Annotated in this window: 20 protein-coding genes; 12 read left to right on the forward strand and 8 right to left on the reverse strand. The window is 57.9% G+C overall.

Features of this window, described 5'->3' with window-relative positions; translation table 11 throughout:
* Positions 1 to 208: 208 nt before the first annotated feature.
* Positions 209 to 856: a class II aldolase/adducin family protein gene (locus GF1_RS09495; RefSeq protein WP_267926295.1), complete on the reverse strand. Its 648-nt coding sequence runs from the start codon at positions 854 to 856 to the stop codon at positions 209 to 211.
* Between the two features lie 31 nt (positions 857 to 887).
* Positions 888 to 1985: an S-methyl-5-thioribose-1-phosphate isomerase gene (gene mtnA / locus GF1_RS09500; protein ID WP_267926296.1), complete on the reverse strand. Its 1098-nt coding sequence runs from the start codon at positions 1983 to 1985 to the stop codon at positions 888 to 890.
* A gap of 676 nt (positions 1986 to 2661) precedes the next feature.
* Between mtnA and GF1_RS09505 the strand changes: the two genes are divergently transcribed.
* From GF1_RS09505 to GF1_RS09535, 7 genes are all read left to right on the forward strand, one after another.
* Positions 2662 to 4803, forward strand: a complete 2142-nt coding sequence (locus GF1_RS09505) for an HDOD domain-containing protein (protein WP_267926297.1) — start codon at positions 2662 to 2664, stop codon at positions 4801 to 4803.
* 223 nt (positions 4804 to 5026) lie between these two features.
* Positions 5027 to 6931, forward strand: coding sequence for a response regulator (locus GF1_RS09510; RefSeq protein ID WP_267926299.1), 1905 nt, complete (start codon positions 5027 to 5029; stop codon positions 6929 to 6931).
* A gap of 252 nt (positions 6932 to 7183) precedes the next feature.
* The gene (gene sppA, locus GF1_RS09515; RefSeq protein ID WP_267926300.1) at positions 7184 to 9043 is read left to right on the forward strand and encodes a signal peptide peptidase SppA; all 1860 of its coding nucleotides are present in this window, start codon (positions 7184 to 7186) and stop codon (positions 9041 to 9043) included.
* Between the two features lie 140 nt (positions 9044 to 9183).
* Entirely contained in the window at positions 9184 to 9876 is a 693-nt protein-coding gene (locus GF1_RS09520) for a hypothetical protein (protein WP_267926301.1), read from the forward strand.
* On the forward strand, positions 9867 to 10151 hold the full coding sequence (locus tag GF1_RS09525; RefSeq protein ID WP_267926302.1) for a hypothetical protein: 285 nt from the start codon (positions 9867 to 9869) through the stop codon (positions 10149 to 10151). Before GF1_RS09520 ends, GF1_RS09525 begins: the two co-directional genes overlap by 10 nt.
* A gap of 120 nt (positions 10152 to 10271) precedes the next feature.
* Positions 10272 to 10514, forward strand: coding sequence for an adenine nucleotide alpha hydrolase family protein (locus tag GF1_RS09530; protein WP_267926303.1), 243 nt, complete (start codon positions 10272 to 10274; stop codon positions 10512 to 10514).
* Complete coding sequence (locus GF1_RS09535; RefSeq protein ID WP_267926305.1) at positions 10475 to 11197, forward strand: universal stress protein; 723 nt, start codon at positions 10475 to 10477, stop codon at positions 11195 to 11197. Before GF1_RS09530 ends, GF1_RS09535 begins: the two co-directional genes overlap by 40 nt.
* Positions 11198 to 11513: 316 nt before the next feature.
* Here GF1_RS09535 and GF1_RS09540 read toward each other — a convergent pair whose 3' ends face one another.
* A complete protein-coding gene (locus GF1_RS09540; RefSeq protein ID WP_267926306.1) occupies positions 11514 to 14384 on the reverse strand; it encodes a M16 family metallopeptidase in 2871 nt (956 codons plus the stop codon).
* 366 nt (positions 14385 to 14750) lie between these two features.
* On the opposite strand from GF1_RS09540, the gene GF1_RS09545 reads away from it, so the two are divergent.
* The 3 genes from GF1_RS09545 (at position 14751) to dinB (ending at position 17267) form a co-directional block, all read left to right on the forward strand.
* Entirely contained in the window at positions 14751 to 15578 is an 828-nt protein-coding gene (locus tag GF1_RS09545) for an SDR family NAD(P)-dependent oxidoreductase (protein ID WP_267926307.1), read from the forward strand.
* Between the two features lie 293 nt (positions 15579 to 15871).
* On the forward strand, positions 15872 to 16141 hold the full coding sequence (locus GF1_RS09550) for a hypothetical protein (RefSeq protein WP_267926308.1): 270 nt from the start codon (positions 15872 to 15874) through the stop codon (positions 16139 to 16141).
* The gene (dinB, locus tag GF1_RS09555) at positions 16131 to 17267 is read left to right on the forward strand and encodes a DNA polymerase IV (protein WP_267926309.1); all 1137 of its coding nucleotides are present in this window, start codon (positions 16131 to 16133) and stop codon (positions 17265 to 17267) included. The genes GF1_RS09550 and dinB overlap by 11 nt, the downstream gene beginning before the upstream one ends.
* Before the next feature lie 29 nt (positions 17268 to 17296).
* Here the strand turns inward: dinB and GF1_RS09560 are convergent, their stop codons facing one another.
* Together GF1_RS09560 and rpmB are read right to left on the reverse strand one after the other, a co-directional pair.
* A complete protein-coding gene (locus GF1_RS09560; protein WP_267926311.1) occupies positions 17297 to 17554 on the reverse strand; it encodes a hypothetical protein in 258 nt (85 codons plus the stop codon).
* Between the two features lie 184 nt (positions 17555 to 17738).
* Complete coding sequence (gene rpmB, locus GF1_RS09565) at positions 17739 to 17933, reverse strand: 50S ribosomal protein L28 (protein ID WP_267926312.1); 195 nt, start codon at positions 17931 to 17933, stop codon at positions 17739 to 17741.
* Positions 17934 to 18784: 851 nt separating this feature from the next.
* On the opposite strand from rpmB, the gene GF1_RS09570 reads away from it, so the two are divergent.
* Positions 18785 to 21109, forward strand: coding sequence for an ATP-binding protein (locus GF1_RS09570; RefSeq protein ID WP_267926313.1), 2325 nt, complete (start codon positions 18785 to 18787; stop codon positions 21107 to 21109).
* Positions 21106 to 21750: a response regulator gene (locus GF1_RS09575; RefSeq protein WP_267926314.1), complete on the forward strand. Its 645-nt coding sequence runs from the start codon at positions 21106 to 21108 to the stop codon at positions 21748 to 21750. The genes GF1_RS09570 and GF1_RS09575 overlap by 4 nt, the downstream gene beginning before the upstream one ends.
* 392 nt (positions 21751 to 22142) lie before the next feature.
* Here GF1_RS09575 and GF1_RS09580 read toward each other — a convergent pair whose 3' ends face one another.
* The 3 genes from GF1_RS09580 to GF1_RS09590 all read right to left on the reverse strand — a co-directional run bounded on the left by GF1_RS09580 (position 22143) and on the right by GF1_RS09590 (position 26858).
* Positions 22143 to 24512, reverse strand: coding sequence for a hypothetical protein (locus GF1_RS09580; RefSeq protein ID WP_267926315.1), 2370 nt, complete (start codon positions 24510 to 24512; stop codon positions 22143 to 22145).
* A 157-nt stretch (positions 24513 to 24669) separates the two neighbouring features.
* Positions 24670 to 25851, reverse strand: a complete 1182-nt coding sequence (dsrP, locus tag GF1_RS09585) for a sulfate reduction electron transfer complex DsrMKJOP subunit DsrP (protein WP_267926316.1) — start codon at positions 25849 to 25851, stop codon at positions 24670 to 24672.
* A 77-nt stretch (positions 25852 to 25928) separates the two neighbouring features.
* The gene (locus tag GF1_RS09590) at positions 25929 to 26858 is read right to left on the reverse strand and encodes a 4Fe-4S dicluster domain-containing protein (protein ID WP_267926317.1); all 930 of its coding nucleotides are present in this window, start codon (positions 26856 to 26858) and stop codon (positions 25929 to 25931) included.

The following is a 26858-nucleotide window of genomic DNA, read 5'->3' on the forward strand; positions in this document are numbered from 1 at the left end:
GATAACAGAATCTATACCCCATGCGGACATTGTCAAGCTGGAAACAGCCCATATGGAGCTGATCCCCACTGCTGGAATCCAGCCAGAGATCAATCAGGGATAACTTCGCAAGGTGTCAGGAAATATTGTCGGCAGAGCCCGTTGTCTGTGACCTGGCCCTGAAAACAGGTTTTCCCCTGTTGCACGATATGGAAAGCGGGACTCCCTGTCAGGAAGAGGTCTGGCGATAACCGCTGAAACGCTCCAGGACCTCACTCATCTGTTCCCGGCTGAGCAGGGGGGGCTCCCCTATCTGCAGGGCTTGGCCATACATCCGGGCGAGGGTTTCCACCTCGATGGCCAGGGCCAGAACAGCTTCCAGGTCAGCGGCGTAACAGACCATGCCGTGATGGGCCAGCAGGCAGGCCGAACGGCCGCCGGCCAGGGCGTTCAGGACATGGTCCGAGAGTTCCTGGGTACCGAAGGTGGCATAGGGTGCCAGTTCGATGGAGTCGCCACCGGCGACGGCAACCATGTAGTGGAACGGGGGAATGGACCGCTCGAGACAGGCCAGGGTCGTGCACCAGGGAGGATGGGCATGGAGGATGGCCCCGGCTTCCGCCCGGGCCAGGTAGATATCACGGTGCAACCGCCACTCGGACGACGGTCGGCCCTTTCGGCCCTCCACCGCGCCCGCGAGGCTCATCTCCACCATATCAGCAGGGCGGCACCGGTCATAGGGCAGGGCCGAGGGGGTGACAAGAAAGCCGTTTTCCGTGCGGACAGAGAGATTCCCGGCCGTCCCCTGATTGAGGCCAACGCTGTTCATGGCCAGGGCGGTATCGATGAGCTGTCGGCGCAAAATCAGTGGAGCCATAACGGGTCGATCCCAATCTTTGCCGGAAACATCAGGCCCCTGCTTCTTCAGGATAGAGTCCGGCAAGCCCCTCCCGGCTGGCGGGACAGATACCCCGCTCGGTGATCAGCCCGGTGACCAGGCCAGCCGGGGTGACGTCAAAGGCCGGATTGGCGGCCGGGGTCTGTTCCGGGGCAATGGATACCCTGGTCAGGTCGCCGCCTTCCTCGCGACCCCAGACCCGCAGGATCTCATCCTGGTCCCGCTCCTCGATGGGAATCTCCCGGCCATCGGTCAGGGTCCAGTCGATGGTGGATCCGGGCAGGGCGACATAGAAGGGAATATTGTTGTCGCGGGCGGCCAGGGCTTTCAGATAGGTACCGATCTTGTTGCACACATCCCCGCTGGCCGTGGTCCTGTCCGTCCCGACAATACAGATATCCACCATGCCGTGCTGCATGAGATGGCCGCCGGCATTATCGACGATGAGGTGGTGGTCAATACCATGGGCCGCCAGTTCCCAGGCCGTCAGGTGGGCCCCCTGGTTGCGGGGCCGGGTTTCATCCACCCAGACATGGACAGCTATTCCCTCCTGCACCGCCCGGTAGACCGGCGCCAGGGCCGTACCCCAGTCCACGGTGGCCAGCCAGCCGGCATTGCAGTGGGTAAGAATATTAACCGGCGTCTTTTTCTCTTTCTCTTCCCAGATACGGCGAATCAGCTCCACCCCGTGCCGACCGATGGCCTCGTTGGTGGCCACATCCTCCCCGCAGATCCGACCGGCCTCCCGGTAGGCGGCCTCCACCCGGGTCTCCGCAGGCAGCGGCGCAAGAACCAGGCGCATCCGCTCCACGGCCCAGCGCAGGTTGACCGCGGTTGGCCGGCAGCGGACAAGCTGCTCGCCGATCTGGAGCAGGGCCTGATCCGAACTGTCCCGGCGCAGGCCAAGACAGAAACCATAGGCCGCCGTGGCGCCGATGAGCGGCGCGCCGCGGACAAGCATGTCGCTGATGGCCCGGCAGGCATCGGCCAGGGTTTCCAGCCGCACCACCTCGAACCGGTGCGGCAACCGGGTCTGATCGATAATTTCCACCCCCCAGCCGTCATCGGCCAGCCAGATGGAATGATAGTGACGATCTCCTACCTTCATTACCTCACCTGCCCCCTGATATAAAGTTTTTCTGATTACCATCAATCTTCAGCATTGAAGTCGGTGTCGACCTCCCTTGTTTCACGGGACGCCATAAACCCGTCCCTGGGGGCTTGACTGTGGCCATCCAGGCCACAGACACCCGTGAAACAAGGGAGGCCGACACCTTCATCCATCGGTGGCTGAATTTCAGTGGTAATCACAAAAGTTTTTGAAACGGGAAAAGCTCCCGCGCAGTGTATTGGAAATAATAAAACTTTCCCTTCTTACCTGTTCTCCGGTAGACGGGTCAAGGAAAAAGAAAAGCTGGTTTTCCGGCCATATCACGCCGGTGAATCGGACCTGTGTCCGGTCCAGAGGGGGAGTTTCCGCTTTTACGGACGTCCCTTTTCCCGACTTGCCACAAGTTTCCGGATACCTGTGAACGGTTGACAGACACCTGCCTGCTCCCGGATCAAATTTTTCCAGCGAAACGGAAAAAATTTATTTTTTCTTCTGTTTCCTGGATTTTAAAAAACACCTGTGCTACATAGAAGAAGAGTCGATTACCGCGTTCCCGGTTCCCGTTTTCACGCTGGAACGAAAAGCCACACAGTGGCACAATATTTCCACCACGGGGAATTCCGCCCCGGGGAGTAATAGTTAAATCACGTTACCTCTACCAGGTCGCCAGTAAATGAGTCCTGCAGAAACGGCCCTGAACCGTCTGAAAACTTCCGGCAATCTGCCCAGCATGCCCCAGGTGCTGGTGCAGCTGATCGATGCCTGTCACAAGACAGAAGTCGATCTGCGGGAGGTCAGCGGTATTGTCGAGCAGGACACCACCCTGAGCGCCAAAATACTTCAGCTGGCCAATTCCGCCTTCATGGGCGCCAAGAGCAGCTTTGTCGATATTGGCCAGGCGGTCATCTATCTCGGCGCTGACACGGTCAAGAACCTGGCGATCTCCGTCTCGGTCCAGCAGGTCTTCCGTCGCATAGAGACCAATGGTCTGCTCTCCATGGACCGGTTCTGGTACCACTCCTGCCTGAACGCGGTCATTGCCCGCCAGCTGGCCACCATCACCGGCTATACCAACCCTGCGGAGGCCTACCTGGCCGGGTTGCTCCATGATATCGGCAAACTGGTACTGTGGATGGCTTTTCCGGGAAAATACGCCCCCCTGCTGCTCAAGGGCATCCGCTGTCATAACGGCCGGCTGGCCTTTCTCGAGCAGGAAAAACTCCATATCAACCACTGCCAGGCCGGTGCCTGGCTGGTGGACGAATGGCGTTTTCCCACCCTGTTTGGCGACGCCATCCGCTTTCATCACCATCCGGTGGACGAGCTGGTCGAGGCGCTTCCCCTGGTACGGCTGGTTTACCTGGCCGATCTCCTCAGCCATGCCGAAACCGGGGATCCGGAATGTGAAGCCGTGGCCGAGCGTTTTTTCGGCCTGGATGCGAAGAAACTCTGGACCAGCCTGGAGAGCGTGGAAGAGCAGGTGGAAGAGATGGCCGCAACACTTGGCATCCCCATTCCCTCCTCCCGGCAGTCGTCACTTGCACCGGAACCAGCCGCCGAGGCTCCCCACCGGGAGACCTCCCTGGAACTGATCAGCCGGGTCCGGGACATATCCCAGCTGACCGGGGCCATGGGCCGTCTCATCCAGGCCGAGGACCAGGAGCAGATCATCAATGTGCTCGAAGAAAGTCTCAAGATCCTGTTCAGCGAAAACAGGTCGCTTATGCTCTGTCACGACCGGCGTACAGGCGAGCTGTATGGCTGCGCATCCACGGACAATCCCTATTACCGTGAAGCCGGGCAGCTGCGCTTCCCGGTTGATCAGCATCCCAAGAGCCTGGCCAGCCGGGCCGTGGAACTCGGCCAGATCATGCACTCGTTCATGAACCGGCCAAGCCAGGAAAAAAACATCCTCGACGAGCAGATCCTCCACCTGCTGGGGACCGATGGACTGCTTGTCGTTCCCATGGTCCACCGGAAACAGGTGCTGGGCGCCCTGATCATCGGAATCTTCAAGGACTCCTACCGGGCCCTGCTGTCCCACGCCACCCCGCTGCAGCTCCTGGCATCCCAGGCGGCGGCCAGCCTGTACATCGAACATCTCCATCGTGAAGAGGCCCAGCGGCTGATCAATGAGCGGCTGGAGGCGGCCGGCCTGGTGGCACGGAAAATTGCCCATGAAATCAACAATCCCCTGGCAATTCTCCGCAACTATATGAAGATACTGGATCTCAAGCTGGGCAAGGACCACCAGGTCCGGGAAGAACTCACCATCATTGACAGCGAGTTTGAGCGGATCGGGCAGATAACCGAGCAGCTGCGTGATCTCTCCGCTCCGAAATCGGTTCGCAACCAGCATGCTCTGGACCTGAACCGAACCCTTGAGGACATCATCAACCTGTTTCGCATGGTGCTTGACAGGGACCGGAACATCAGGATGGAATTCGACCCGGCCGACAAATTGCCCCCGGTTGTTTCCGATGCCAACGCCCTGCGCCAGGTTATGATCAACCTGTGTACCAACGCGGCCGACGCCATGCCCGATGGCGGTACCATCACCATTGCCACCCGGTCTGTGACCAGGGACGGTCGCGACTGGGTACAGATCACGATTACGGATACCGGCACCGGGATCGACGCCGCCATGCAGGATAAGATCTTTCATCCTGGTATCAGCAGCAAGGGCGGCGGCCATGCCGGCCTGGGCCTGGCCATAGTCCAGAAAATTATCCGGGACATGGGCGGAGAGCTGACATTTGAAACCTCGACGCAGGGCACTACATTTAGTATCACCCTGCCGGCCCAGCATACATGATATCCAGCATTCTGGAATAATTCTTATTTTTTTAACCTTTCGAATTTATTGTGTTTGAATAGTTTTGAAGGATTGTGCTATATATGTGAGCAGGTTCTCGAAAGAGAATATTTTCTTCAGGCACCGCTATGTTCCATTTTCTGGACACAGGCTCTGCTGATAAGAGAAATCTTCTCAGGAGGCTGAAACCAGAGTTACCGTATGTTGGCCCTGGCATAACTGAATGGCGTATCACATTCTGATAATCGATGATGAACCGCAATTCTGCATCAGCCTCAAGATGCTTCTTGAGGCGGACGGTTATGCAGTTGACGTGGCTCATTCCGGACAGGAAGCGCTCTTTTTTCTCGAGAAAAAATCCTTCCATGCCACCCTGCTCGATATCGGACTGCCAGACATCAGCGGCAATGAAATAGCCGCCCATATCTCCCATAATCATCCCAACACAGCCATTGTCATCCTCACCGGTATCGCCACCGTGGAAAACGCGGTGGAGGCCATGCGGCAAGGTGTGTACGATTATCTGCGTAAACCCTGTGATCCCGAACAACTGCTTAGAATCATCAGCCGCGCCATAGAACATAAGAAACTCCAGTCCGATCTCCGGGCCAGCGAACGGCGCTTCCGGCAGCTCTCCGAAGCCACCTGGGAGGGCATCTTCATTTACGAGGAAGGGTGCCTGCTCCTGGCCAACCAGCAGCTGTGCGAGATGTTTGGCTACAGCGAGGAAGAGCTGATTGGCGAACAGATCTTCAACATCCTCCTGGACCGCAACAGTATCCGGGCCATGCCCCTCCAGAAGACCGAGGATGCCCTCGGTCCCTTTGAAGCCAAAGGTATAAAAAAGGACGGTACCCGGTTTCCGGTGGAGATCCGGGTCAAGCATATCGACTACCAGGGCAAGACGGTACAGGTGGCGGCCATCCGTGATATCTCTGCTCGCCGGGAGGCGGAACAGAAGCGACTGGTACTGATGGAGAAGCTGGCCGATGCCAAACGCATGGAATCCCTTGGTCTCATGGCCGGATCCGTGGCCCATGACCTCAACAACATCCTGGCCGGCATCCTCACCTATCCGGAACTCCTGCTCCTCGACCTGGACGAGGATTTCAAGTACCGGGAGGAGATCGAGCTGATCCGCGATGCCGGTAAACGGGCGGCGGCGGTGGTCAACGACCTGCTCACTGTGGCCCGGGGCGCGACGTGCAAAAAGGAGGTGCACAACCTCAACGTCATCGTCTCGGGTTATGTCAACTCACCGGAATGCAGGGAGCTGACCAAGAGATACCCGGGCGTCACCATTGAAACCGAACTGGAGCAGAACCTCTGCAACACCCGGTGCTCGCCCATGCACGTCTCCAAGTCCATCATGAACCTGGTCACCAACGCGGCCGAGGCCCTGGAGGACAGAAAAGGCACGGTCCGGATACGCACCTGCAACATGCATGTCACCAAGCCCATCCGCGGCTACGAGACCGTCGAGCCGGGCCGCTACGTGGTCATCACCGTGGAGGACAACGGACCCGGGATCAAGAACGCCGATATCGAGCACATCTTCCAGCCCTTCTACTCCAAGAAGGTCATGGGCCGCAGCGGCACCGGACTGGGCCTGGCCGTGGTCTGGAACACGGTCCACGACCATGGTGGCTATGTGGACCTCGTCTCCAGTAAAAAGGGCACCTGCTTCACCCTCTACTTCCCGGCCACCAAGGAGCAGTTTGCCGCCGCGATCAAGGAATTTCCGCTCCAGGTCTGCACCGGCTCCGGTGAACGCATCCTGGTGGTGGACGACCAGAAAAGTCAGCGGGAAATCGCCCGCCGGCTCCTCACCCGTCTGGGATACAAGCCCTACGTGGTGAGCAGCGGCGAAGAGGCAGTGGAATTCATCAAAAGGGAGTCCGTGGATCTGGTCATGCTGGACATGATCATGGGACCGGGGTTGAACGGCTGCGAGACCTACCAGCGCATTGTCCAGCATGCCCCCGGGTTACGGGCCATCATCACCAGTGGCTACTCCAGTCCCGAAGATATCGAAAAAGCCAGGCACCTCGGCATCTCCCAGTTTATCAAGAAACCCTACTCCATGCAGGACCTCGGCCAAGCCCTGAAGCTTGAAATCGCGCAGTAAATCCCGTATTCTTCCCACCTGACAGCCTTGAACAGTCCATACCATGGTTTACAGCCATAAGGCACGAAAAGTTTTCTCGCAACCATCTCACTGATATTTCGAAGATAACCTTTCACAAGCACAGCCAGAACAAGAAGAACTGGACGTAGTTCCTGGCTCGCCCTGTGCCATTTCCGGACTGAACCCGTACCCATGTAAACCCGCCGGTGGCCTGCATGCCGGTTGTTTCCTTTAAGGACGTAAGGAGATATCGTGAAAAAATTCTTTATCCTGATTGCGGTCTTTTTCCGGTGGATCTGGAAGGTTCTGACCACCGGCCTGACTGTGCTCGGCAGTCTGCTGACGCTGGGGCTCGTCTTTCTGCTTATCAGCGCCCTCTTCTACCATCCGGTCAGCGAGGTACCGGTGGACGCCGCCCTGATAGTGCGTCCCGAGGGCAAGATCGTGGAAAAGAAATCGCTGATCGACCCCCTGGGCCGGATCTTTGGCCTCATGGTCGACGGGCCCATGCAGGGAGAAACCCTGCTCCAGGACATACTCGATACCATCAATTCGGCTGCCATCGACGACCGGATCCAGGCCATGGTGCTCGATACCAGTGCTTTGGAGCAGGCCAGTTTCAACCAGCTGCGCACCATCGGCCTGGCCATAGAACGGTTCAGGGACACCGGCAAGATAGTGATCGCCCGTGGGCCCAGCTATTCCCAGGCCCAGTATTACCTGGCCTCCTGGGCCGATGAAGTCTATCTCAACCCCATGGGCAGTGTGGAACTGCGCGGTTTCGGGGTCTTCAGGCTCTATATGCGCGACCTGCTCGACCGGCTCCGGGTCAGCCTCCACATCTTCAAGGTCGGCTCCTACAAGTCAGCGGTGGAACCGTTTATCCGTAACGACATGTCACCCGAGGCCCGGGAGGCCAACCGGTTCTGGCTGGCCAATATCTGGAATCAGTTCACCTCTGATATCGCCAGTCACAGGAAATTTGGCCCGGTCCATCTCGACGACATCGTCAACCACCTGCCCGACTACCTGCAGAGCGCCGGCGGCGACAGTGCCAAAATGGCCGTGGACACAGGGCTGGTGGACGGCCTGAAGACAGAAGAGGAGCTGGAACAGTATCTCCGCGACCTGGTCGGGCCGGCAGAAGATGGCTCCGGGTTCCGCCGGATTTCTTTTCGCGAGTACCTCAGCACCCTGGCACCCTCCTACACCAGAGCCGAATCCGACCAGGACAGGATTGCGCTCATCATCGCCCAGGGCAGCATCGTCTACGGAAACGGGACCCCGGACCAGATCAGCGCCGATGATCTTATCGCCCAGATACGTTCAGCCCACCGCGACCGGAGTGTTCGCGCCCTGGTGCTGCGCATCGACAGCGGTGGCGGCAGTGCCTTTGCTTCGGAACTCATCCGCCAGGAACTGCAGCGCTTCCAGGATACCGGCAGGCCCCTGGTCGTTTCCATGGGTTCCATGGCTGCCTCCGGGGCCTACTGGCTGGCTGCCGGGGCCGATCATATCGTGGCCTCGCCGGTCACCCTGACCGGATCCATCGGCGTGTTCGGGGCCATGGCGACCCTGGAAAACAGCCTGGAGCGTATCGGAGTCCACAGCGACGGTACCGGTACCACCCGCCTGGCCGGGGGCGCAAACCTGGTCCGTCCCCTGGCCCCGGAGGTTGCCCGCTCCATCCAGCTCGGGGTGGAACATACCTATAGCCGCTTCCTCGATATTGTCGGTCAGGGACGGGGCATGGAACCGGACGAGGTGGAAAAAATTGCCGAGGGCCGTGTCTGGGACGGAAAGACCGCCCTGGAGCTGAACCTGGTGGACAGTCTCGGTACCCTGAGCGATGCCATGGACCAGGCGGCTCGGCTTGCGGAACTGACAGAGTACAGCGGTGTCTATGTCCAGCCGCCGGGGACCTCTCTCCAGCGGCTTCTCCAGCGGTTTGGCCGGCAGACCAGCCTTCTGGGAAGCGCAGCCGCCATTTTTCCGACTTCAACCGGCGAGACCCGCAGCGCCCGGAGCCACATGGAGCTTCTCCTGAATCGAAAAGATCCCCGGGCCATCTATGCCCTGTGCCTGGTTCCTGGACAAGAGCTGATGAATTGAGCCCACGCACTCCGGTGTTTTTTTCGTGCCATCCTCCCTGCGATGAAGAGACACCTCCTTCGATCGGCAGGATGGACCTGCTCCAGGAACCATTCCGGCCAGGTACCGGCTATTTGGACGTTTTGTTTTAAGGATATCAAATGGAAACCGACACCATATCTCTGCTATGGCATCAGCTTGGCTGGCCGCTGGTGCGCCTGATCATCTTCATATCCATCGGGTTGCTGGTAGCCAATTTCATCGAAGCCCTGAACTGGACCAGGAAAATGGCTGTCCTGGCCCGGCCCCTGACCCGGTTCGGCCGCCTGTCCAATATTACCGGCGCCTCCTTTTCCATGGCGTTCTTTTCAGGGGTTGCCGCCAACACCATGCTGGCCGAGGCCTACGAGAAACATGAAATCAGCAAAAAAGAGCTGGTGCTGGCCAACCTGTTCAACAGTCTGCCCACCTATTTCCTCCACCTGCCAACCACCTTTTTCATCACCGCTCCGTTGCTTAAAAGTGCTGCTTTTCTCTATATGGGCCTCACTCTGGCAGCCGCGATTCTCCGTACCCTGGTCATTACTGTTGTCAGTCATTTTCTTCTCCAGGGCGAAGGGATGGGCAGTGATTCGGCCTCCTCGGCAAAAGCCAGTGAGCAATCGGTCAAAAATGCCTGGGAACGGACCTGGAAACGGTTCAAGCGGAGGATACGCAAAATCATTCGCTATACGATTCCCATCTATATTGTCTTTTTCCTCCTCAACCGGGTCGGTCTGTTCACTGCCCTGGAGGAGTTCATGGCCGCCCATCTCTCCTTTCTTGCCTGGCTCTCCCCCAGGCCATGTCCATAGTCGCCCTGCATATCGCGGCTGAATTCACCGCCGGCCTGGCGGCCGCAGGCGCCCTGCTCCAGGACGGGGTCCTCGGGGCCAGGGAGGTCGTCCTGGCCCTGCTGGTCGGCAATGTTCTCTCGTCACCGGTCCGTGCGGTCCGCCACCAGTTTCCCTATTATGCAGGAATTTTCCAGCCCCGGCTGGCCATGCAGCTCATCCTCTATAGCCAGAGCTTCAGGACTCTGAGCATTATCGGGGTGGCGATCATCTACTACTTTCTCAGCGCTACCTGATACCCGGCCGGTGACGCTCTGCTTTTTTGACAGTCTCCGGTATGTTTCTTTAAAGCTGTGTGGTATACTTCCGTCTGACTGGAGGATACCTGTACCTGCGAAACAGAGAGGGAGGAAGCAGTGGAAAAAAAGATACTCGTGGCCATTGACGGCTCTGTCTACAGTTCCAACAGTCTCGACTACCTGATCAAGCAGTTCGCCAATGACAAGGATATCTGCGTGCATCTGCTCAGCATTATTTCCTCTGCCGGCAAGGACGACAACTGGATGTTCGAGGTGGATTCCCTGCGCCAGCACTCCCCTCCGAACATCGCAGAAAAGCGGTGGCAGAAAAATATCTCAAGGATGCAAAGTCCCGCCTGATACGAAACGGCATGGAGGAATCCCAGATCAGTTTCGAAGCCCTGATCACTACCTCCAGCATCGCCACCGCCATCCACCACTACGCCGTCCACGGTCTCTACGACAGCCTGCTGGTGGGCCGACGCGGTATGGGTATGATGGGTGAGATGCTCATGGGCAGCGTCTCGTCCTACCTGGTAAAAAAATGCCACGAGGTTCCACTGTGGATCATTGATGGCGAAGTGACCTCCCGCCGTTTCCTCCTTGCGGTCCACAGTGTTCCCGCATCCCTGCTGGCTGCCGATCACCTGGCCTTTTTCATCCGCTCAAATCCTGGCGCCGAGGTTCTGCTCTACCATTCCAGCGCCCTTTTCAGCACCAAGGGCAAACCCAGACTGGAAGACTTTCACAAGCAATGGGGAAAAGAGTGGTGTGACAAGTACCTGGACCTGGACGATCATCTCTTCCAGGCCCACACTCAAATACTCGTGGAGGGCGGTGTGCCGAAGGAACGGATTACCCGCCTGCCCACAGGCGCCGACCTGGAGGCCAGCCACGACCTGCTGCGCAAGGCCCGAAAGCATCGCTGCGGCACCATTGTTCTTGGACGCCGGGGCCGCGACGCCAGCAAGGGCCTCCTGGGCGGTGTCTCGGACCGAACCCTGCAGCAAGCCGAAAACATGGCCGTCTGGCTGGTGGGATAAAATTATTGCACCATTCCCGCAGCAGGAAAACGGTACCAATGCCAGGTAGTGCCTGTCCAGAAATGAGGATTTTCGTTCGAGATCAGGTAAGCGAAGACTCCGAGGAATGCGAAAAAAATAAGCGCAGGCATATGTGTAATATTCCGAGCATTATTTTTTGAGCATGACGCAGAGATCGGGCGAGGTAAGCGAGCCTGCGAGACTCCGAAATACCATTTCTGGACAGGCACCAGGTAACCATCTTCCGTCCTGGCACGTAGGCGCAGAACACCCAGGGTGATGGCATGTCACACCAATGAGGTAGCGCGGGAATCGGTCATGGCTTTGTTTCTGATTTCAGGACAATACCGGCCAGCCGATCCGGGCCGAGATATTTTTCTGCCAGTCCGGCAAGTTCCTCAGGTCTTATGCTGGCGAAATCCTTCTGGATACTCAATGGCCACTGCAGTTGTTCCGGATGGCGGTCCGAGAGCACCAGAACCGACTCCAGCCAGTAGCGGTTGGTACGCATCATGTCGCGGATGGAGGTCAAGGTGGGCTTGAGGGCCCGCTGCAGTTCTTCGGCCGAGACTCCCTGGCGGGCAATATCCGCTCCGACCTGCTCCATCCGTTTAAGCAGTATATCTGCCCGGGCCGGATCCACGATGATCATACTGCGAAGCACCCCGTACCCCGGATCAACGCGGCTGGAACGGTTGTATACCACCGGCGAATAGGTGGCACCCAGTTTTTCCCGGACCTCACGGCGCAACCTGTCACTGAGAATCGATGCCAGAATACTGAGCCGCCTGGTCCTGGAAATATCCCAGAAATCATCTGTTTCCCAGGCAGCGACCACCAGGGCCTTCTCGGTCTCGGTCTGCACGGTACGACGCAGAGTTTTTCCTGCCGGGAAGGCAATATGTTCGCCCTTTGCCCCGGGCTCGAGGGTTCGCCTGGACGCGCCGAAATACTTTGAAACAAGGGCGACCACCTCTTCGGGGTCCACATCACCGACCACAGAAATTTCCAGCCTGGCCCCGGCAAGGATCGGACGGAGCCACTCTTCCACCTCTTTCAGGGTCAAGGCCATGAACTTCTTCCGGTCCACCATGCCATAGCGCTGGTTACCTCCGGCAAGAAACACCTCGCCAACCAGCTGCATCATGCCTTCGACCGAGCTCTCCATCTGATCATACATCTGCCTGAACCGGTCCATGGACAGCCGATACGCTTCTGCCCGGAAACCTGGATCCTCCAGCTGCGCCTGGACCAGTTGCAGGAGCAGTTCCAGTTCCTGACTGAGCGCCTTGCCGCTGATCCGAAAACTTTCCTCGCCCACCTGGAAGCGGATTTCGGCACTACGCCCTGCCAGGGCCCTGGCAAGCTGCTCCCGCGTCATACGCCCAAGCCCGCTCTCCGACACCACGCTCTCTGCCAGACGATCCAGTCCGGGAGTCGGCACTGCCAGACGGCCGTCGCCAAAACTGACCACCATACGCACTTCTCCGGGCTCAAAATCGGTCTTCTTCACATGCAGACGGGTCCCATCACCAAAAACCCATGTTTCAGCGTCAATCTGCCCGTGCACCGTGTGGCCGATCACCCTGCCCTGCTCCTTCCGGGGCGAAAGATAGGGGAAAGCAGAAGCCTCTTCCTCTACCCATGGGGACACGGCTGCTGAAAGCGCTGCATTGTATGTGCGCAGAATCTGCTGTTCCGGAGCTTCCCTGCCCTGGCCCAGATCAGCATTGCCAAGGACCTCGATCAATCGGTTATCACGATTCCACAGATCCCTGAAGGCCTGATTGATCTCTTCCAGGGTCATTTTTTTGAGCAGGGCGCCATAGAGCTGCTTTTCCTGCTCCGGTGACTTGAATACCTGATTATCATTGAGATGATCCACGAGCTGTGAGGCCAGCTCACTGCTTCTCCGGCTGGCCCTGGTCTGCACCTGCTTGTGCAGATCAGCCATGATCTCCCGTTGCACCCGTTCCAGTTCAGCCGGGGTAAAACCGTATTCCAGGGCCTGCTTGAGGGTGGAGGTAAGCAAGGCCAGAGACTTTTCCCACTGGTCACCGTCGGTCACAGCGCGCAGCGTGGTGTATCCCACCCGTTGAAGCAGCGCCCCGTAATAGGCCTGGGCACTGGTCAGCGGACTGTCCGGCCGGGCTGTCAGCACCTCCAGCCGGTTGTTCAGGATGGCCGTTGCCACGTATCTGGAAAAGAATTTCTCTTCCCACTCCCGGGTATCCGGTTCCGGATTCCTGTCCCAGACGCTTTCCAGATAAATCTGGGTTGCCCCGAGTTCCGGCTCATGCAGGTAGAACACCTCAGTCCCCTTGCGGGCCACCTTGCCGAAGTCCGGGCACTGCGGCAGTACCTCAGCTGCCTGCAGGCCAGAGAGCTGCTCACGGAGCATGACATCAACCCGGTCGGGATTCATATCTCCAACCACAACCAGGATCATATTTTCCGGCCGATACCAGGCATCGTAGTAAGCCCTGAGCAACCTGCTGTCAGCAGCCAGCAAGGTCTCTTCCGTGCCGATGATATCGCGCTTGGCAATCCGGGTTCCGGCAAAGGTAAAATGCATCCGTGCCCGGGCGGCCCTGGACCGGGCAGAATCCCTGGCCCGTTTTTCCGCCAGAATAATTCCCCGCTCCCGGTCCACCTCCTCTTCAAGCAGGAGGGCGCCGCGGGCATAGTCGGCCATGATCAGGAGCCCTTCACTGATCCGCTTTTCACTGTTGTCGGGCAACACCAGTTTGTAGACCGTCTCGCCGTAACTGGTATGGGCATTGGTATCGGCACCGAACTCCATACCCACGGACTGGAGATATTCGACCAGGGTGCCAGGGGGAAAATGGGTGGTACCATTAAACAGCATATGCTCCAGGAAATGGGCCAGACCACGCTGCTCATCCGTTTCATTGACTGAACCGGCCTGAACGTCAAGATACATGGCCACCCGGCCCCGGGGCTCCCGGTTCTCCATAAGCACGTAGCGCAGCCCGTTTTGCAGGGTGCCGAAGCGAAGGGTCGGATCCGGCTGCAGATCACTGGCATCCTGGGGCCAGCCCTTGCTGATACAGGACAGCGGGGGTTCTCCGGCATACCCCAGCAGTCCGGCCCCACCGCCAAGGACAAGCAAAAGGGTGGCAAGCAGCGTACAATACGAATATATAACGGGTTTGATATGTCTCATAATGATCAACAAGAGGTTTATTTGAAAGTCTCGTCCCACCCTTTAGGGGGACAACAGCTTTCATGTTTCGTTATGCAGGCCGTGGGAGCCTGCATGGCTGGACCAGGTAAGCGACCGAAGGGAGACTCCGGGTTTCAGCACTGTCCAGCCACAACCGATAGCGAAGACTTCGAACCATGAAAATCACCCTGGCAACACCTTGCCCTGGGGCGATTTTCGGATAAACCAGCATGGCTGGACCATATTTCGATACGTCCCAGCCACAACAACCTAGGAAAATCACGATGGAATTATCAAAACTTGCAGTGATTTTCGGATAAAATATTTCCATCAAACAGCCTATAGAATATACTTCCCGGTGGCAAGATGAATCTCAAAGGAAAAAACGGCCTGGTCCTGGGTGCTTCCCGGGGTATAGGCCTGGCAATCGGTCGGACGCTGGCCGATTGTGGCGTCCGCCTGGCCCTCATATACCACGACTGGCCCGAATCCTCGGCCCGGATGATCAAGGAGTTCACGGCCCGGCAGGAGGGTCACCTGTTCCTGCAGGTCGACCTGCGCAGCCCTGAAGCCGTGGAGGAGATGGCACAGCGGCTGGCCGGAGAATTCGGTAGCCTGGAGGTGCTGATCAACAATATCGAGCGCGGCGGCATGCCGGCGGTCCACGGCGCCTACACCCGGCCGGTCAACCGGGACCAGTGGCAACTGGAAATGGATACCACCCTGCACGCCAAGCACCTGGTGTTCAACAGCTGCCTGCCCCTGCTCCAGCGGGCTGACAAGGCAGCGGTGGTCAACATCTCCTCCATTGCCGCCATAACCGGCCGCTCAGGACCGGCCGGCCTTGTCTTCAGCGACGGCTACAGTGCCGCCAACCGGGGAGTGGCCGCTCTCACCCGGACCTGGGCCAGGCTGGGAGCACCGTCCGTGCGGGTCAACGAGCTGATGCTCGGCCTCATCGACAGCCGGCACGGTCGGGGGACCAGGGGCTGGAACGAGGCCTTGAGCAAAGCGCAGAAGCAGGCCCTGCTGGACCATACCCTGGTGGGCCGAACCGGCACACCGGAGGAGGTGGCCCGGGCGGTTCTTTTTCTCGTGGAGGCTGATTTCATGACCGGCGCGACCCTGCGGCTGGACGGTGGCTTTGTCCTGGGCGGAGAACAGGTACCCCCCATTCCCGATGGCATTATCTGATTTTTTTATGTGATTACCACTGAAATTCAGCCACCGATGGATGAAGGTGTCGGGCCTCACTTGTTTCACGGGTGTCTGTGGCCTGGATGGCCACAGTCAAGCTCCCAGGGACGGGTTTATGGCGTCCCGTGAAACAAGTGAGGGCGACACCGGTTTCAATGCCAAAGATTGATGGTAATCAGATTTTTTTTATTACGGACTAAAACGGCTCCAGGACAACCCGCCGGCCGTGTCCGTCAACACCATCTGGCGATGGCGGATATGGATGAAAACCCATCGCCCTTTCCGGATCAATGCTCGACAAGAACGCTGCCCTTGCCACGGTCCTGGCCCGGTGCCGGAAACTTGATCCGGGCCAGGCCATTGAACTGCTGACCTGGAAAAAGGATAGGTCTGTACGCATCATCCGCCTGGAGGACGGGCGATTGCGGGTGGAGGAACGGGGCTTTGAGAGACAGGATTTCGTGGTACAGGCCGACAAGCTCAAAAAACTGCTGCGGACCCTCATCAAACGGGAATTCCCACGCAGCCACAAGATCCGCATGACCATCCATGGTGCGTAAGATCATCCACATCGACATGGACGCCTTCTACGCCTCGGTGGAACAGCGGGACAACCCGGCTCTGCGCGGCCGGCCAGTGGTGGTGGGTGGCGACCCCCACGGCCGCGGGGTGGTGGCGGCCTGCTCCTACGAGGCACGCCGCTTCGGCATCCATTCGGCCATGAGCTGCGCCAGGGCGGCTCGTCTCTGTCCCGAAGCGGTCTTCGTCAGGCCGCGCCGGGAGCGCTACCAGGAGATATCGGCCCGAATCATGGCAATATTCCATGAATACACCGACCTGGTGGAGCCGCTCTCCCTGGACGAGGCCTTCCTCGACATCACCTGCAACCGCAAAAACATTCCCTCGGCCACCTGGGTCGCCGAAGCCATCCGCCGCGATATCGCGGCCCGAACAGGACTCACGGCGTCGGCCGGTGTCTCATGCAACAAGTTCCTGGCCAAGGTGGCCTCGGACTGTAACAAGCCCGACGGGATCACCGTGGTGACCCCGGAACAGGCCCTGCCTTTCATCAGGAGCCTGGATATCGGTAAATTCTACGGGGTTGGCCGGGTCACGAAGAAAAAGATGCATGCCCTGGGTATCCGGACAGGAGACGATCTGCGGAGGTTGAGCCGGGACGAACTGGTGGCCCATTTTGGCAAATCAGGGCTGTTTTTCCATGATATCGTCCGGGGTATCGACCCCAGACCAGTGTGCCCGGTTCGGGAGCGGAAATCCCTGGGCACCGAGACGACCCTGAAAACCGATACCGGAGATCCGGACCTGATGCTGGAGTTACTGGCCGAACAGGCCAGGCAGGTGGCTGCTGCCCTGCAGGAAAAGAAATGCATGGGCCGGACCATCACCCTCAAGCTCCGCTACCATGACTTCACCACCATCACCCGCTCCAGAACCCTGGGTCAGCCCACGGACCTGGCCGAAGAGATCCTCCCGGTAATCCAGATCCTGCTCAAGGCCACCGATGCCGGGCGCCAGAAGGTGCGGTTGCTCGGCATCACGGTCTCCAACCTTGTCTCCAGCGAAAATGGCGCCCCGCGGGGCCGGCAGCTCGTTCTCCCCTTCTGCGGCCCGATAGAAAAGAAAAAGCCGGGGAGCAGCAGCTCCTCGGCTTCATGGACCCAGTAACAGGGACGAGGTCCCGGGGCGGGACGGACTCAGATATCCAGGGCCCAGTCCGGGATGCGGTGCAGGATGTAATTGGAAACAGCCTCTTTTTCCTCTGTTTTCTTCACCGGACCGACCGCTTCCATCACCTCGTCGAAATCAAACCAGCAGATCTCCCGATCATCGTGGTTGTAGACGGTGAGAATGCGATGGTTCGGTTCTTCGATGTCTTCTTCTTCCTGGATTGCGGCAACGATCTTGATTGCTTCCTCGTAGGGCAGAAAACGGATTTCTTCTTCCTGGCTCATGGTTTCCTCCTCCTCGGTTGTATACACGTAACCGCATACCTGCACAGACCACAATGAACACCCGGCTACGATTATCCAAGCAGGACCGGACTTTCAGATGATCTCATGTTAGCCAGCGGTGGCAAAAGAAAGGGGCGAGAAGAAAAAATCCACTCGCCCCTTGACTCATGTCCTGCCGGAACAATCAGGCTGGTTTGACTACAGCTCCGGAGCGGATGCAACGGGTGCAGGCGCGTACACGAACGGTGCTGCCATTCTTGGTAACCATCCGAACTTTCTGCAGATTCGGCAGCCAGCGACGACGGGTCTTGTTATGGGCATGGCTGACGTTGTTTCCGGTGGCCGGACCTTTTCCACAAATATCGCATACTCGTGACATGATATATTCTCCTCACAAAGGGTTGTTTCTGTGTGAAACAGGTATTTATACCCTGCAAGGAGAAAAAAGCAAGTTCTTTTCCTTGCAGACCGTTTTTTCCGTCCTGAATCCGTGACGGAAAATTATTGTTTCCTTGTTGTCTACCCTAGAATAACAACCAAAAAGGAAAGACAACCTGGAGTCTACGCTTACCTGTGTATACGACGAAATTCCAGCTTCACAGATTCAGGGCCTCTGCAGCAATAAAAAAATCCGCTTGACGGACCCGGCCACCGCAAGGTACCACAAAGTCGGAATGATACAGTATACTGGCGTTTTACACGATGCAATATACCGTGAATCCGGTATTCAATTATGGTTCTTCCTGGCATATAAGGGTAAGCAGGAGGTAATTATGAAAGACGTAAGCCAACATCACAACTGTATTAAATCAGGATTACCCATATCCAATCCTTCGGTGTGCCGCATGTGCCGACGGTCCTGCCGTTATGCCGGTAGCCGCGGGAAAAGATATCCTGCCAGCCAGACAGCGAAATCCACCCGTAGAACGGTGGCTCACTGAGCAGGGCGGGAAACCGGGGGTTGTACGTTGCCAGACAATCCTCCCGGCCATGCCAGGCCGGAACCTGAGTTATGCAGGACCAGGTCGGAAGTTGCCCCGACAAGTTTATCCTCCTTGAACCAATGCCTCTCATTCGATGAATTTTGGCTTGGAATAATTACCTCCCAACCTCCTCCTCTACCACAGGTCCCGAAAAGATCCGGGGCCTGTGGTGATTCTTGCACTCCCGAACGCGTCTGGTTATATCTGAATCGATCTCTCTCTTAACTCCTCCACCGAACCACGAGCCATGCTGAGCAGCCTGCGCGGTAAACTCATCTTCATCTTTGTCGCCCTCACCGTCTCGGTGGTTATCATCAGCAGTGGCTATGCCCGTTACAAGCAGCGCCAGTTCGCTCTGGACCGGGCCAAGGAACGGGCCCTGGTGGACCTGGAACTGATGGAGAGCGATATCCAGTCCGTACTCCAGTGGGTGATGCGCGACCTGCTTGTCCTGCGGGACATGCCCAATTTGCAGAATTTTCTAAACGCCACTTCCATGCAGCAGCGCCACATGGCCCTGCGCGAGCTGGGTGAAGAATTCCTGGCCCTGGCCAGGAATCATACGATCTTCCAGCAGATACGCTTTCTCGACAACCGCGGTTTCGAGGTCATTCGGGTCAATGTCAAGGGCAGGAAGACCTGGCTGACCCCACCGGATCAGCTTCAGGACAAGAGCGGCCGCTACTATTTCCGGGAGGCCATCCATCTGCCGCCGGGCAAGGTCTACATCTCCCCCATGGACCTCAACGTGGAAAAGGGTCAGATCGAACGCCCCATTGTCCCGGTCATCCGTTATGCCACCCCGGTGGTGGATCGTCATGGCCAGAAACGCGGCGTCCTGGTTCTCAACGTCTTCGGCTCGGTCTTCCTGGACCTGCTGACCGAGCAGCAGAACACTGCCCCGCGGGGCGAACAGTACTTTCTGCTCAACAAGGACGGTTACTTTCTCTTCCATCCGGACCGTTCCAAGATCTTTGGCTTCATGCTCGGCACCAACGAGACCCTGTTCCGTTACGAGCCCGAACTGGAACAGTGGATAGCGGGCAACATCAGCGGCCTCACCATACGCAAGAGCCGGGAGACCTATAAACAGACCCTCTACGCCTTCAAGCGTATCAACCTGGCCACCTCGATCAACTCGGTGGCCCATGCCAGCCATGACTCCCTCGGGGTCACCTACCCGGGCAGGAACGAGAGATACTGGGTCCTGCTGACCACAGTGGACGATGCCAACCTGTTAATGGGCTTCAACGAGTACGTCCAGTCGTTCATGCCCTTTACCATCCTGCTCATCGTCATCTGCGTCGCCATGGCCGTCCTGGTGGCCTGGAACTGCTCTCGACCCATCGAGTCCCTGGCCAGGGCCGCCGGACGGATCCAGCGGGGAGACCTGTCGGCCCGGGCCCAGGTGTATACCAGTGATGACATGGGGCGGTTTGGCAAGCTCTTCAACGAGATGGCTGCCAAGCTCGAGCAGACCATCCGCAAACTTCGTCTCTCGGAGACCAAGTACCGGCAGATTTTTGAAAATTCCCGCGACTGCATCTTTGTCACCGATACCATGTGCAATATCGTCGACATCAACGAGGCGGGCCGCTGCCTGCTCGGTATCGACCGACAAGGCTCCACGGGTCAGCTCACCCTGGGCTGCTGCCAGTCCCACCCGGACAAAGGCGACAGACAGCCGGCCATCCTCGATGCGATCCGTGACAAGGGCTATGTCAGGAACTACGAAACCTGGCTGGTCCGGGCCGACGGTACCACCAGGCTCTGCCTGATGACCGCCACCGCACGCTACGATGACTCGGGCAGCCTGATCGGCTACGAGGGAATCCTCAGGGACGTGACCGAGGAGAAAAAACGGCAGGAGGAAAAACTCCACTTCCACAAGAAGCTGCAGGAGGAAATCGTCCTGGCGGAAGAACGGGAACGGCGGTATATCGGCCAGATCCTCCACGAGGAAATGGCCCAGAACCTGGCTCTCGTCAACCTCAAGCTCCAGGAGACGGAAAAACAGATCCGCCACCGGCCCGGGGACGCGGGTGACAGTGGGATCAGCGAGCTGCTCGGGGAAATCCGCGAGGTCATCAACCTGATGATCCGCCAGATCCGGACCATGATCTTTGACCTCTACCCCACCGTCCTTGACACCCAGGGACTGGTACCGGCCATGCTCTGGTACACCGACAACTTCACCCGAAGGACCGGGATCAACGTCTCGGTGTATGGCCCTCCTGGAGAGCTGGGTCTTTCCGAGTCACAGAAGATCTACCTGTTCCGCTCTTTCAAGGAACTCCTCCACAATGCCTGGAAGCATGCCGAGACTAAAGAAATTGTTGCAACCCTGCAAAAAAAGGACAATCATGTCCGACTGACAGTGGATGATGAGGGTCGGGGCTTTGATCCGAGCAGCCTGAAATCGGCCGAACCCGAACTCCAGGGCATCGGCCTCATCTCCATTCGCGAATGGATCACGGCCATGGGCGGTACTTTTTCAGTGGAATCCGAACCAGGCAAGGGTACGCGGATCGTCATTGATATCCCTCTGAGCACAGACAATCACTTGACATGATTTCCACTTTTCTTGCAGACGACCACCAGCTTTTCCGCCAGGGACTGCGAACCCTGCTGGAATCCACCGAAGATATCAAGGTGGTGGGAGAGGCCAGTGACGGCCAGCAGTCCCTCGCCCTGATCGAAGAGCTCCAGCCCGACGTGGCCGTGCTCGATATCGCCATGCCCGGCCTGACCGGCATTGAGGTCGCCAAACGGCTGACCAGAGTTGCCCCGGATACCCGGACCCTGATCCTGACCATGCATGCTGACTGTTTCTTCGCAGTCGAAGCGCTCAAGGCCTCGGCGCTTGGCTTCATGCTCAAAGAAGAGAGCTTTGACATGCTGATCGGCGCCATCCGTACCGTGGCCGCCGGCGAGATGTTTGTCTCCCCCACCCTGGAGACCCCGGTCCTCAGGGAGTTTATCAACATGGCCCGCCATTCCTCCGATGGTTCCGGCAACATCCTCACCGAGCGGGAACGCGAAATTCTCCAGCTGGTAGCCGAGGGCATGACCAACCAGGAGATCGCCTCCAAGCTCTGCATCTCCACCTCCACGGTGGATACCCACCGCAAGAACATCATGGCCAAGCTCGACATCCACTCGGTGGCCGGGCTGGTCAAGTACGCCATCCGCCACAAAATCGTTACCCTCTAACACCCATGCAGGCTCGCACGGCCTGGACAACGAAACATGAAAGCTGCTGTCCCCCTGCAGGGTGGGACTTTTCCTGAGCCGGGAGTCCTTCGGGGGTTCATCATCTGACTGCGGACCTCACCGTCCCTCTCACCCGCATAAAATAATCTGATTACCACTGAAATTCAGCCTTCGATGGATAAAGGTGTCGGGCTTGCTTGTTGCACGGGTGTCTGTGGCCTGGATGGCCACAGTCAAGCCCCCAGGGACGGGTTTATGGCGTCCCGTGAAACAAGCGAGGCCGACACCGGTTTCAATGCTGAAGATTGATGGTAATCACATAAAAAAAACGCCCTGCCGGCAAAAAACCGACAGGGCGCTCTCAGGGATTCAACTACTCCCTTTCAGGGTGCCTACTTCTGCATGGCAGCAGGTTTCACCCCGTCTTTGGCCATCTGCTTGACCATATTGTTCATCATCTCAAGATGCTTCTTGGGATCCAGGGTTCCGTCGGTGCTGACCTTCTTCCAGAGCTCCTTCTCGCTCATGTTCTGATGGCAGCCCATACAGGTACCGGCCCGGAGGAAGTTATCCAGCTCCTCCTTATTGAAGGCCCGGGAAAGCGGCCAGTGGGTACCGACAGTGGCAAGCTGGGTACCATCCCGGTCAACAATCTGGGACCAGTCGAATTTCAACTTGGGAATGGCCGGAATCTGGACCTTGTAGTTCTTCGGAATCGGCTTGCCGGTTTTGGCATCGACGAGATCCTCAACAATGTTCTCGCTCTGCCGATAGCCGAAGGCACCGCCTCCAAGTCCCAGTCCCGCGACCTTGGGATTGGCATGGCAGGACTCGCAGGTCCGGGCCTTACGCTGGGCTGTATGAGGCTGGACCGGAGCCATATCAATGGCCAGCGGGACATGCTTCTGACCGAGCTGAGCGGCCTCGTCCGGGGCCATGGCAATCTCGTTGTTGACCAGGGTCTCACCCTTCTCGTTGATAACCGTGTAGGTTACCTGGCAACCCGGCATGAGCGGGGTTACCCGGCCTTCACCACCGATACCGAGGACAGGATCCTCCCAGCGCAGGTAGGAACGTTTTTCCATGGGCTTGCCGGCGCTCTTGATACCACCGGTTCCCAGGACAGACTCGGCGGTCTGACCGTTCTTCTTCTGTGCATTACCAGAAGCTACCCAGTCGATACCCTGGCGCGGCTTGCCATCCTTGGGCGAGTAGTTGACCTGGACATGGCAACCGTAACACTGCGGAACCCAGGAGGCGTGGCAGGCATAACATTCCATCTTGTCCATGTGCTTGGACACCGAGGACATGGCGACCTCGGCCGACGGATCCTTCCACTTATTCTCCAGCTGCAGGTTCTTGAGTACCGGAACCTCGAAGTCGTTACCGGTGGCCGAGTGGACGATGACCTTGTTGCCACGGCGGACAACGTTGCCGATGGGGTTACCGCGGGCGGTCAGAACAAAGCCGTCCTCGGGATCGTACTTGGTACCGAACTGCATACCTGGAATCAGACGCTGCTCGGCCACGCCACGGGGCTTGGGATCGAGCTTCTTGCCGAACTCGTCACCGTAGCCAACGGGCAGTTCCCAGGGATATTTGTCCGGACGGCCATGGCAGTCCGTACACTCGATTTCCACCTGGCCCATGGTGGTGCCATGAATGTTGCCATCACCATGCACGTCGATGGACGTATGACAGTCCTGACAGAGCAGGCCACCCTTGGGGTTGCCCTCCCGGCTCTGCACCTGATGGTGCAGGTCGTCGGAGATGAAGAGGTATTTCTTGGTATGCAGTTTCGGCTGGGTCTTGCCGTTCTTGTCATAGGGCGAGCCGTACGGGAACTCCATCAGACCCTGATAGGAGACACCGATCCGTTTGCCGCGATTATGGCAGGAGTTACAGGACTCCACCGGGATACCGCCGGTCTTGCGGGTACCGACGATCTCGTGCTTGAGCATATGACCGGGCTTGGTCTTGTCGATGGATTTGTCGTTCCCCTCGTAGAGGCCCTCGTTGCCATAGAGGATATGACAGGCCGAGCAGCCCATACCACGGTAATCACCGCGTTTTTCACGTCCGCGGACACCGATGTGGCACCGCTGGCAGTCGTGACGCTGATAGGTGAGAGCCGCCTTCTTGGGATCCTTGTTGATCTCCTCCAGGGTCGGCTGGGGCAGCATTTTGAGGCTGGTGGGATACTGATCCGGATACATGGCGATCTGCTCGCGCATGTACTCCTTGTAGGTCTCGGTACCGGAAATCGGTTCCTGACCGTCAATATCCTCGGTATCGTAGTTACCATAGGGATTCTTGAAATTCTGAACCTCCTCGAAGCCCCACGTGTGCAGATTACCCGAGATCTTGCCGGCCTCGGTGTTCATCAGGGACTGCTTGGTCCGGTAGACGTAACCGGGATGACAGGCCCCACAGGTGTTTTCCGCGATCCAGATGGAACCAGGATCCGGATAGAAATCCTTGGGGCCGGGCGCCATCCGCAGGGTTGCCGGAATTCCCTTGTGGGCCTCTTCCTTTTTGGTGGCCTTGGGATTGCCACCATGACACATGACGCATCCGTCAGGATCGCCATGCTGGGCACCATTCATCTTGATGGTGCGCATCATTTCGTGATCCGCCGGCTTGATATCGGACAGGCCTGCATGACACTCCTTGGTCGAGCAGCCTCCACCGGCGTACGCTGCTGACCCGGCCGCGAAAACAAGACCAAAGGCCAGCATGCAACAAACTTTTTTCCTTGCCATTTCTTCAAGTCCTCCTTTTTGAAAACAGCAACTCCAGTAGAAAAAACCTTTTTTCGCTTCTTTCCCTGTCTCACCTCCTTTTTGTTCTCTTTCTGATTGGCTACGCCGGCCACCGGGACGTGCGGCCTGGCGGAAACGGGCGGAAGAACCAAAGGGGTTATTCTTCCCGGTTGATAATGGGAATGGCTCCCTTGAGCATGAGGGTATAGACGAGCAGGCCAAAAGCCCACACACCCACGCAGACCAGGAGTTCGTTCACCGAGGGAACGTACTGGACAAAGTCGCCCAGGGTGGTCGGGATAAAGGCCGGAATAACAAAGCCAAGCCCCTTTTCCGTCCAGATACCGACAATGATCATCATACAGGCGACGATCAGGACCCCCTGGTTACGGCGGGCCGGAGAAAGGAGAAGGATGGCCGCCGCGACATTGAGACCAAGGGCGGTCCAGATCCAGGGCGCCAGCAGGCTTTCACCGTGCAGCCCGAAGAGATGGCTGAAATGGACCACATGCTTGGAGTCGGAGTAGAACTCGGCAAAGAGCTCGGAACCGGCAAAAAAAATGTTGATCAGGAGCGACACGGTGATAATGACCCGGATGCGGCCGATCACCTGATCGTTGAAGGTGATGGCTCCGCTTTTCCGGAGAAAGAGAAAGACAAGAATCATGAAGGACGGTCCGGCGGCAAAGGCCGAGGCCAGGAAACGGGGCGCGATCAGGCCCGAGTTCCAGAACGGACGGCCACCAAGGCCCTGGAAGAGAAAGGCTGTGGTGGTGTGAATGGAAAAGGCCCAGCCGATAGCCAGAAAGACAACCGGAATATAGAGAGCCGGTTTTGGCTTTCTGCCATGGAACCGGGAGTAGAGGACATAGAAACAGACATAGAGGTTGAGCAGCAGGTAGCCGTTTAAAACCAGGACATCCCAGGTCAGCATGGATCCAGGCCAGTTGAAATAACCAAGCCTGGGCACCATGTGCCAGATCCGGTCCGGCCGGCCCAAGTCCACGGTGACAAAAAGAATACACATCACCATGGCCGCCACTGCAAAGAGCTCGCTCAGCACGACGATCTTGTGCATCTCCCGGTCTTTGAAAATGTAAGCCGGGATAACCATCATCACCGCGGCCGCAGCCATGCCGACAAGGAAAACGAAGTTGGCGATGTACATACCCCAGGAGACCTCATCTCCCATGCCGGAGGTGGCCAGGCCGTGGGCCAGCTGTCGGGCCCAGGCATTGAGACCGATCAGGGAGACAGCGAGGAGAAACGTCACCCACAGCCAGTAGGTCCTGCTGCCGCGAAAGGTGGAGATAAATCCGTGCACGAAAAACTGTATCATGATGCTCTGTCTGGTCGGGTTAGCGGGTTAGTGTTGCAACTGCCTCAAGGGTAAGGACGGGCCAGCAGGAGCTTCGCCTACTTGGCAAAGACGTAGTAGAACTTGGGCAGGGTTCCCAGGTCCTGCTTCAGGACATAGACCCGTTCGTTTTCAAGGATCTTGCGCACCTCTGAATCTGGATCACGCAGGTTGCCGAACTTGCGGGCCCCGGTGGGGCAGACCTCCAGGCAGGCCGGATAACGCCCTTCCCTGGTCCGATGGAGGCAGAAGGTGCACTTCTCCATAACCCCCATGTAGCGGGGCCGGTTGGAGAGGTAGCCCATATCGGGATTAAGATCTTCGCTGGAGAGTCCGGGCTTGGACCAGTTGAAACGCCGGGCATGGTAGGGACAGGCCGCCTCGCAGTAGCGGCAGCCGATGCACCAGTTGTAGTCGATGACGATGATGCCGTCCTTTTCCTTCCAGGTGGCCTTGACCGGGCACACCTTGACACAGGGAGGATTGCGACATTGCTGACACTGGACCGGCATGTAGAAATAGTTGGGATCCGCGGCCTCTTCCGGCGGATAGTCATGAACGGAGGTCTCCAGATCCACGCTGCCTTTTTTCAGTTTCATCACCCGGATGTACTGGATCTGCGGATCGCGGGACTGGTTGTTTTCCTTCATGCAGGCATAGACACAGCGTCGGCAGCCGATACAGCGGCCTATGTTGAGCACATAGGCGAACTCGACCCCATCGATGGGTTTGGGATCGCAGATGGTGGCCTTTTTGCCGTACTGCTTTTCGATTTCCCGTTCCAGGCGGGCAAAGATCTCCTTTTTGTCCGCCGGAGTCAGCCGCCGGTAATGTTTCTGGATAAACTCATCAGCCGTGGGTATCTCCTCCGCATCCATGAGCGGGGCCAGGGCCGCGGCGCCGGCTCCGACACTTGCCAGGGTCACAGCGGCACCGGTGACAAAATCCCTCCTGCTGATACCTGCGCAGGCCTTCTGATCGCCAGACAT

The organism is Desulfolithobacter dissulfuricans (assembly GCF_025998535.1).
GTDB lineage: Bacteria > Desulfobacterota > Desulfobulbia > Desulfobulbales > Desulfobulbaceae > Desulfolithobacter > Desulfolithobacter dissulfuricans.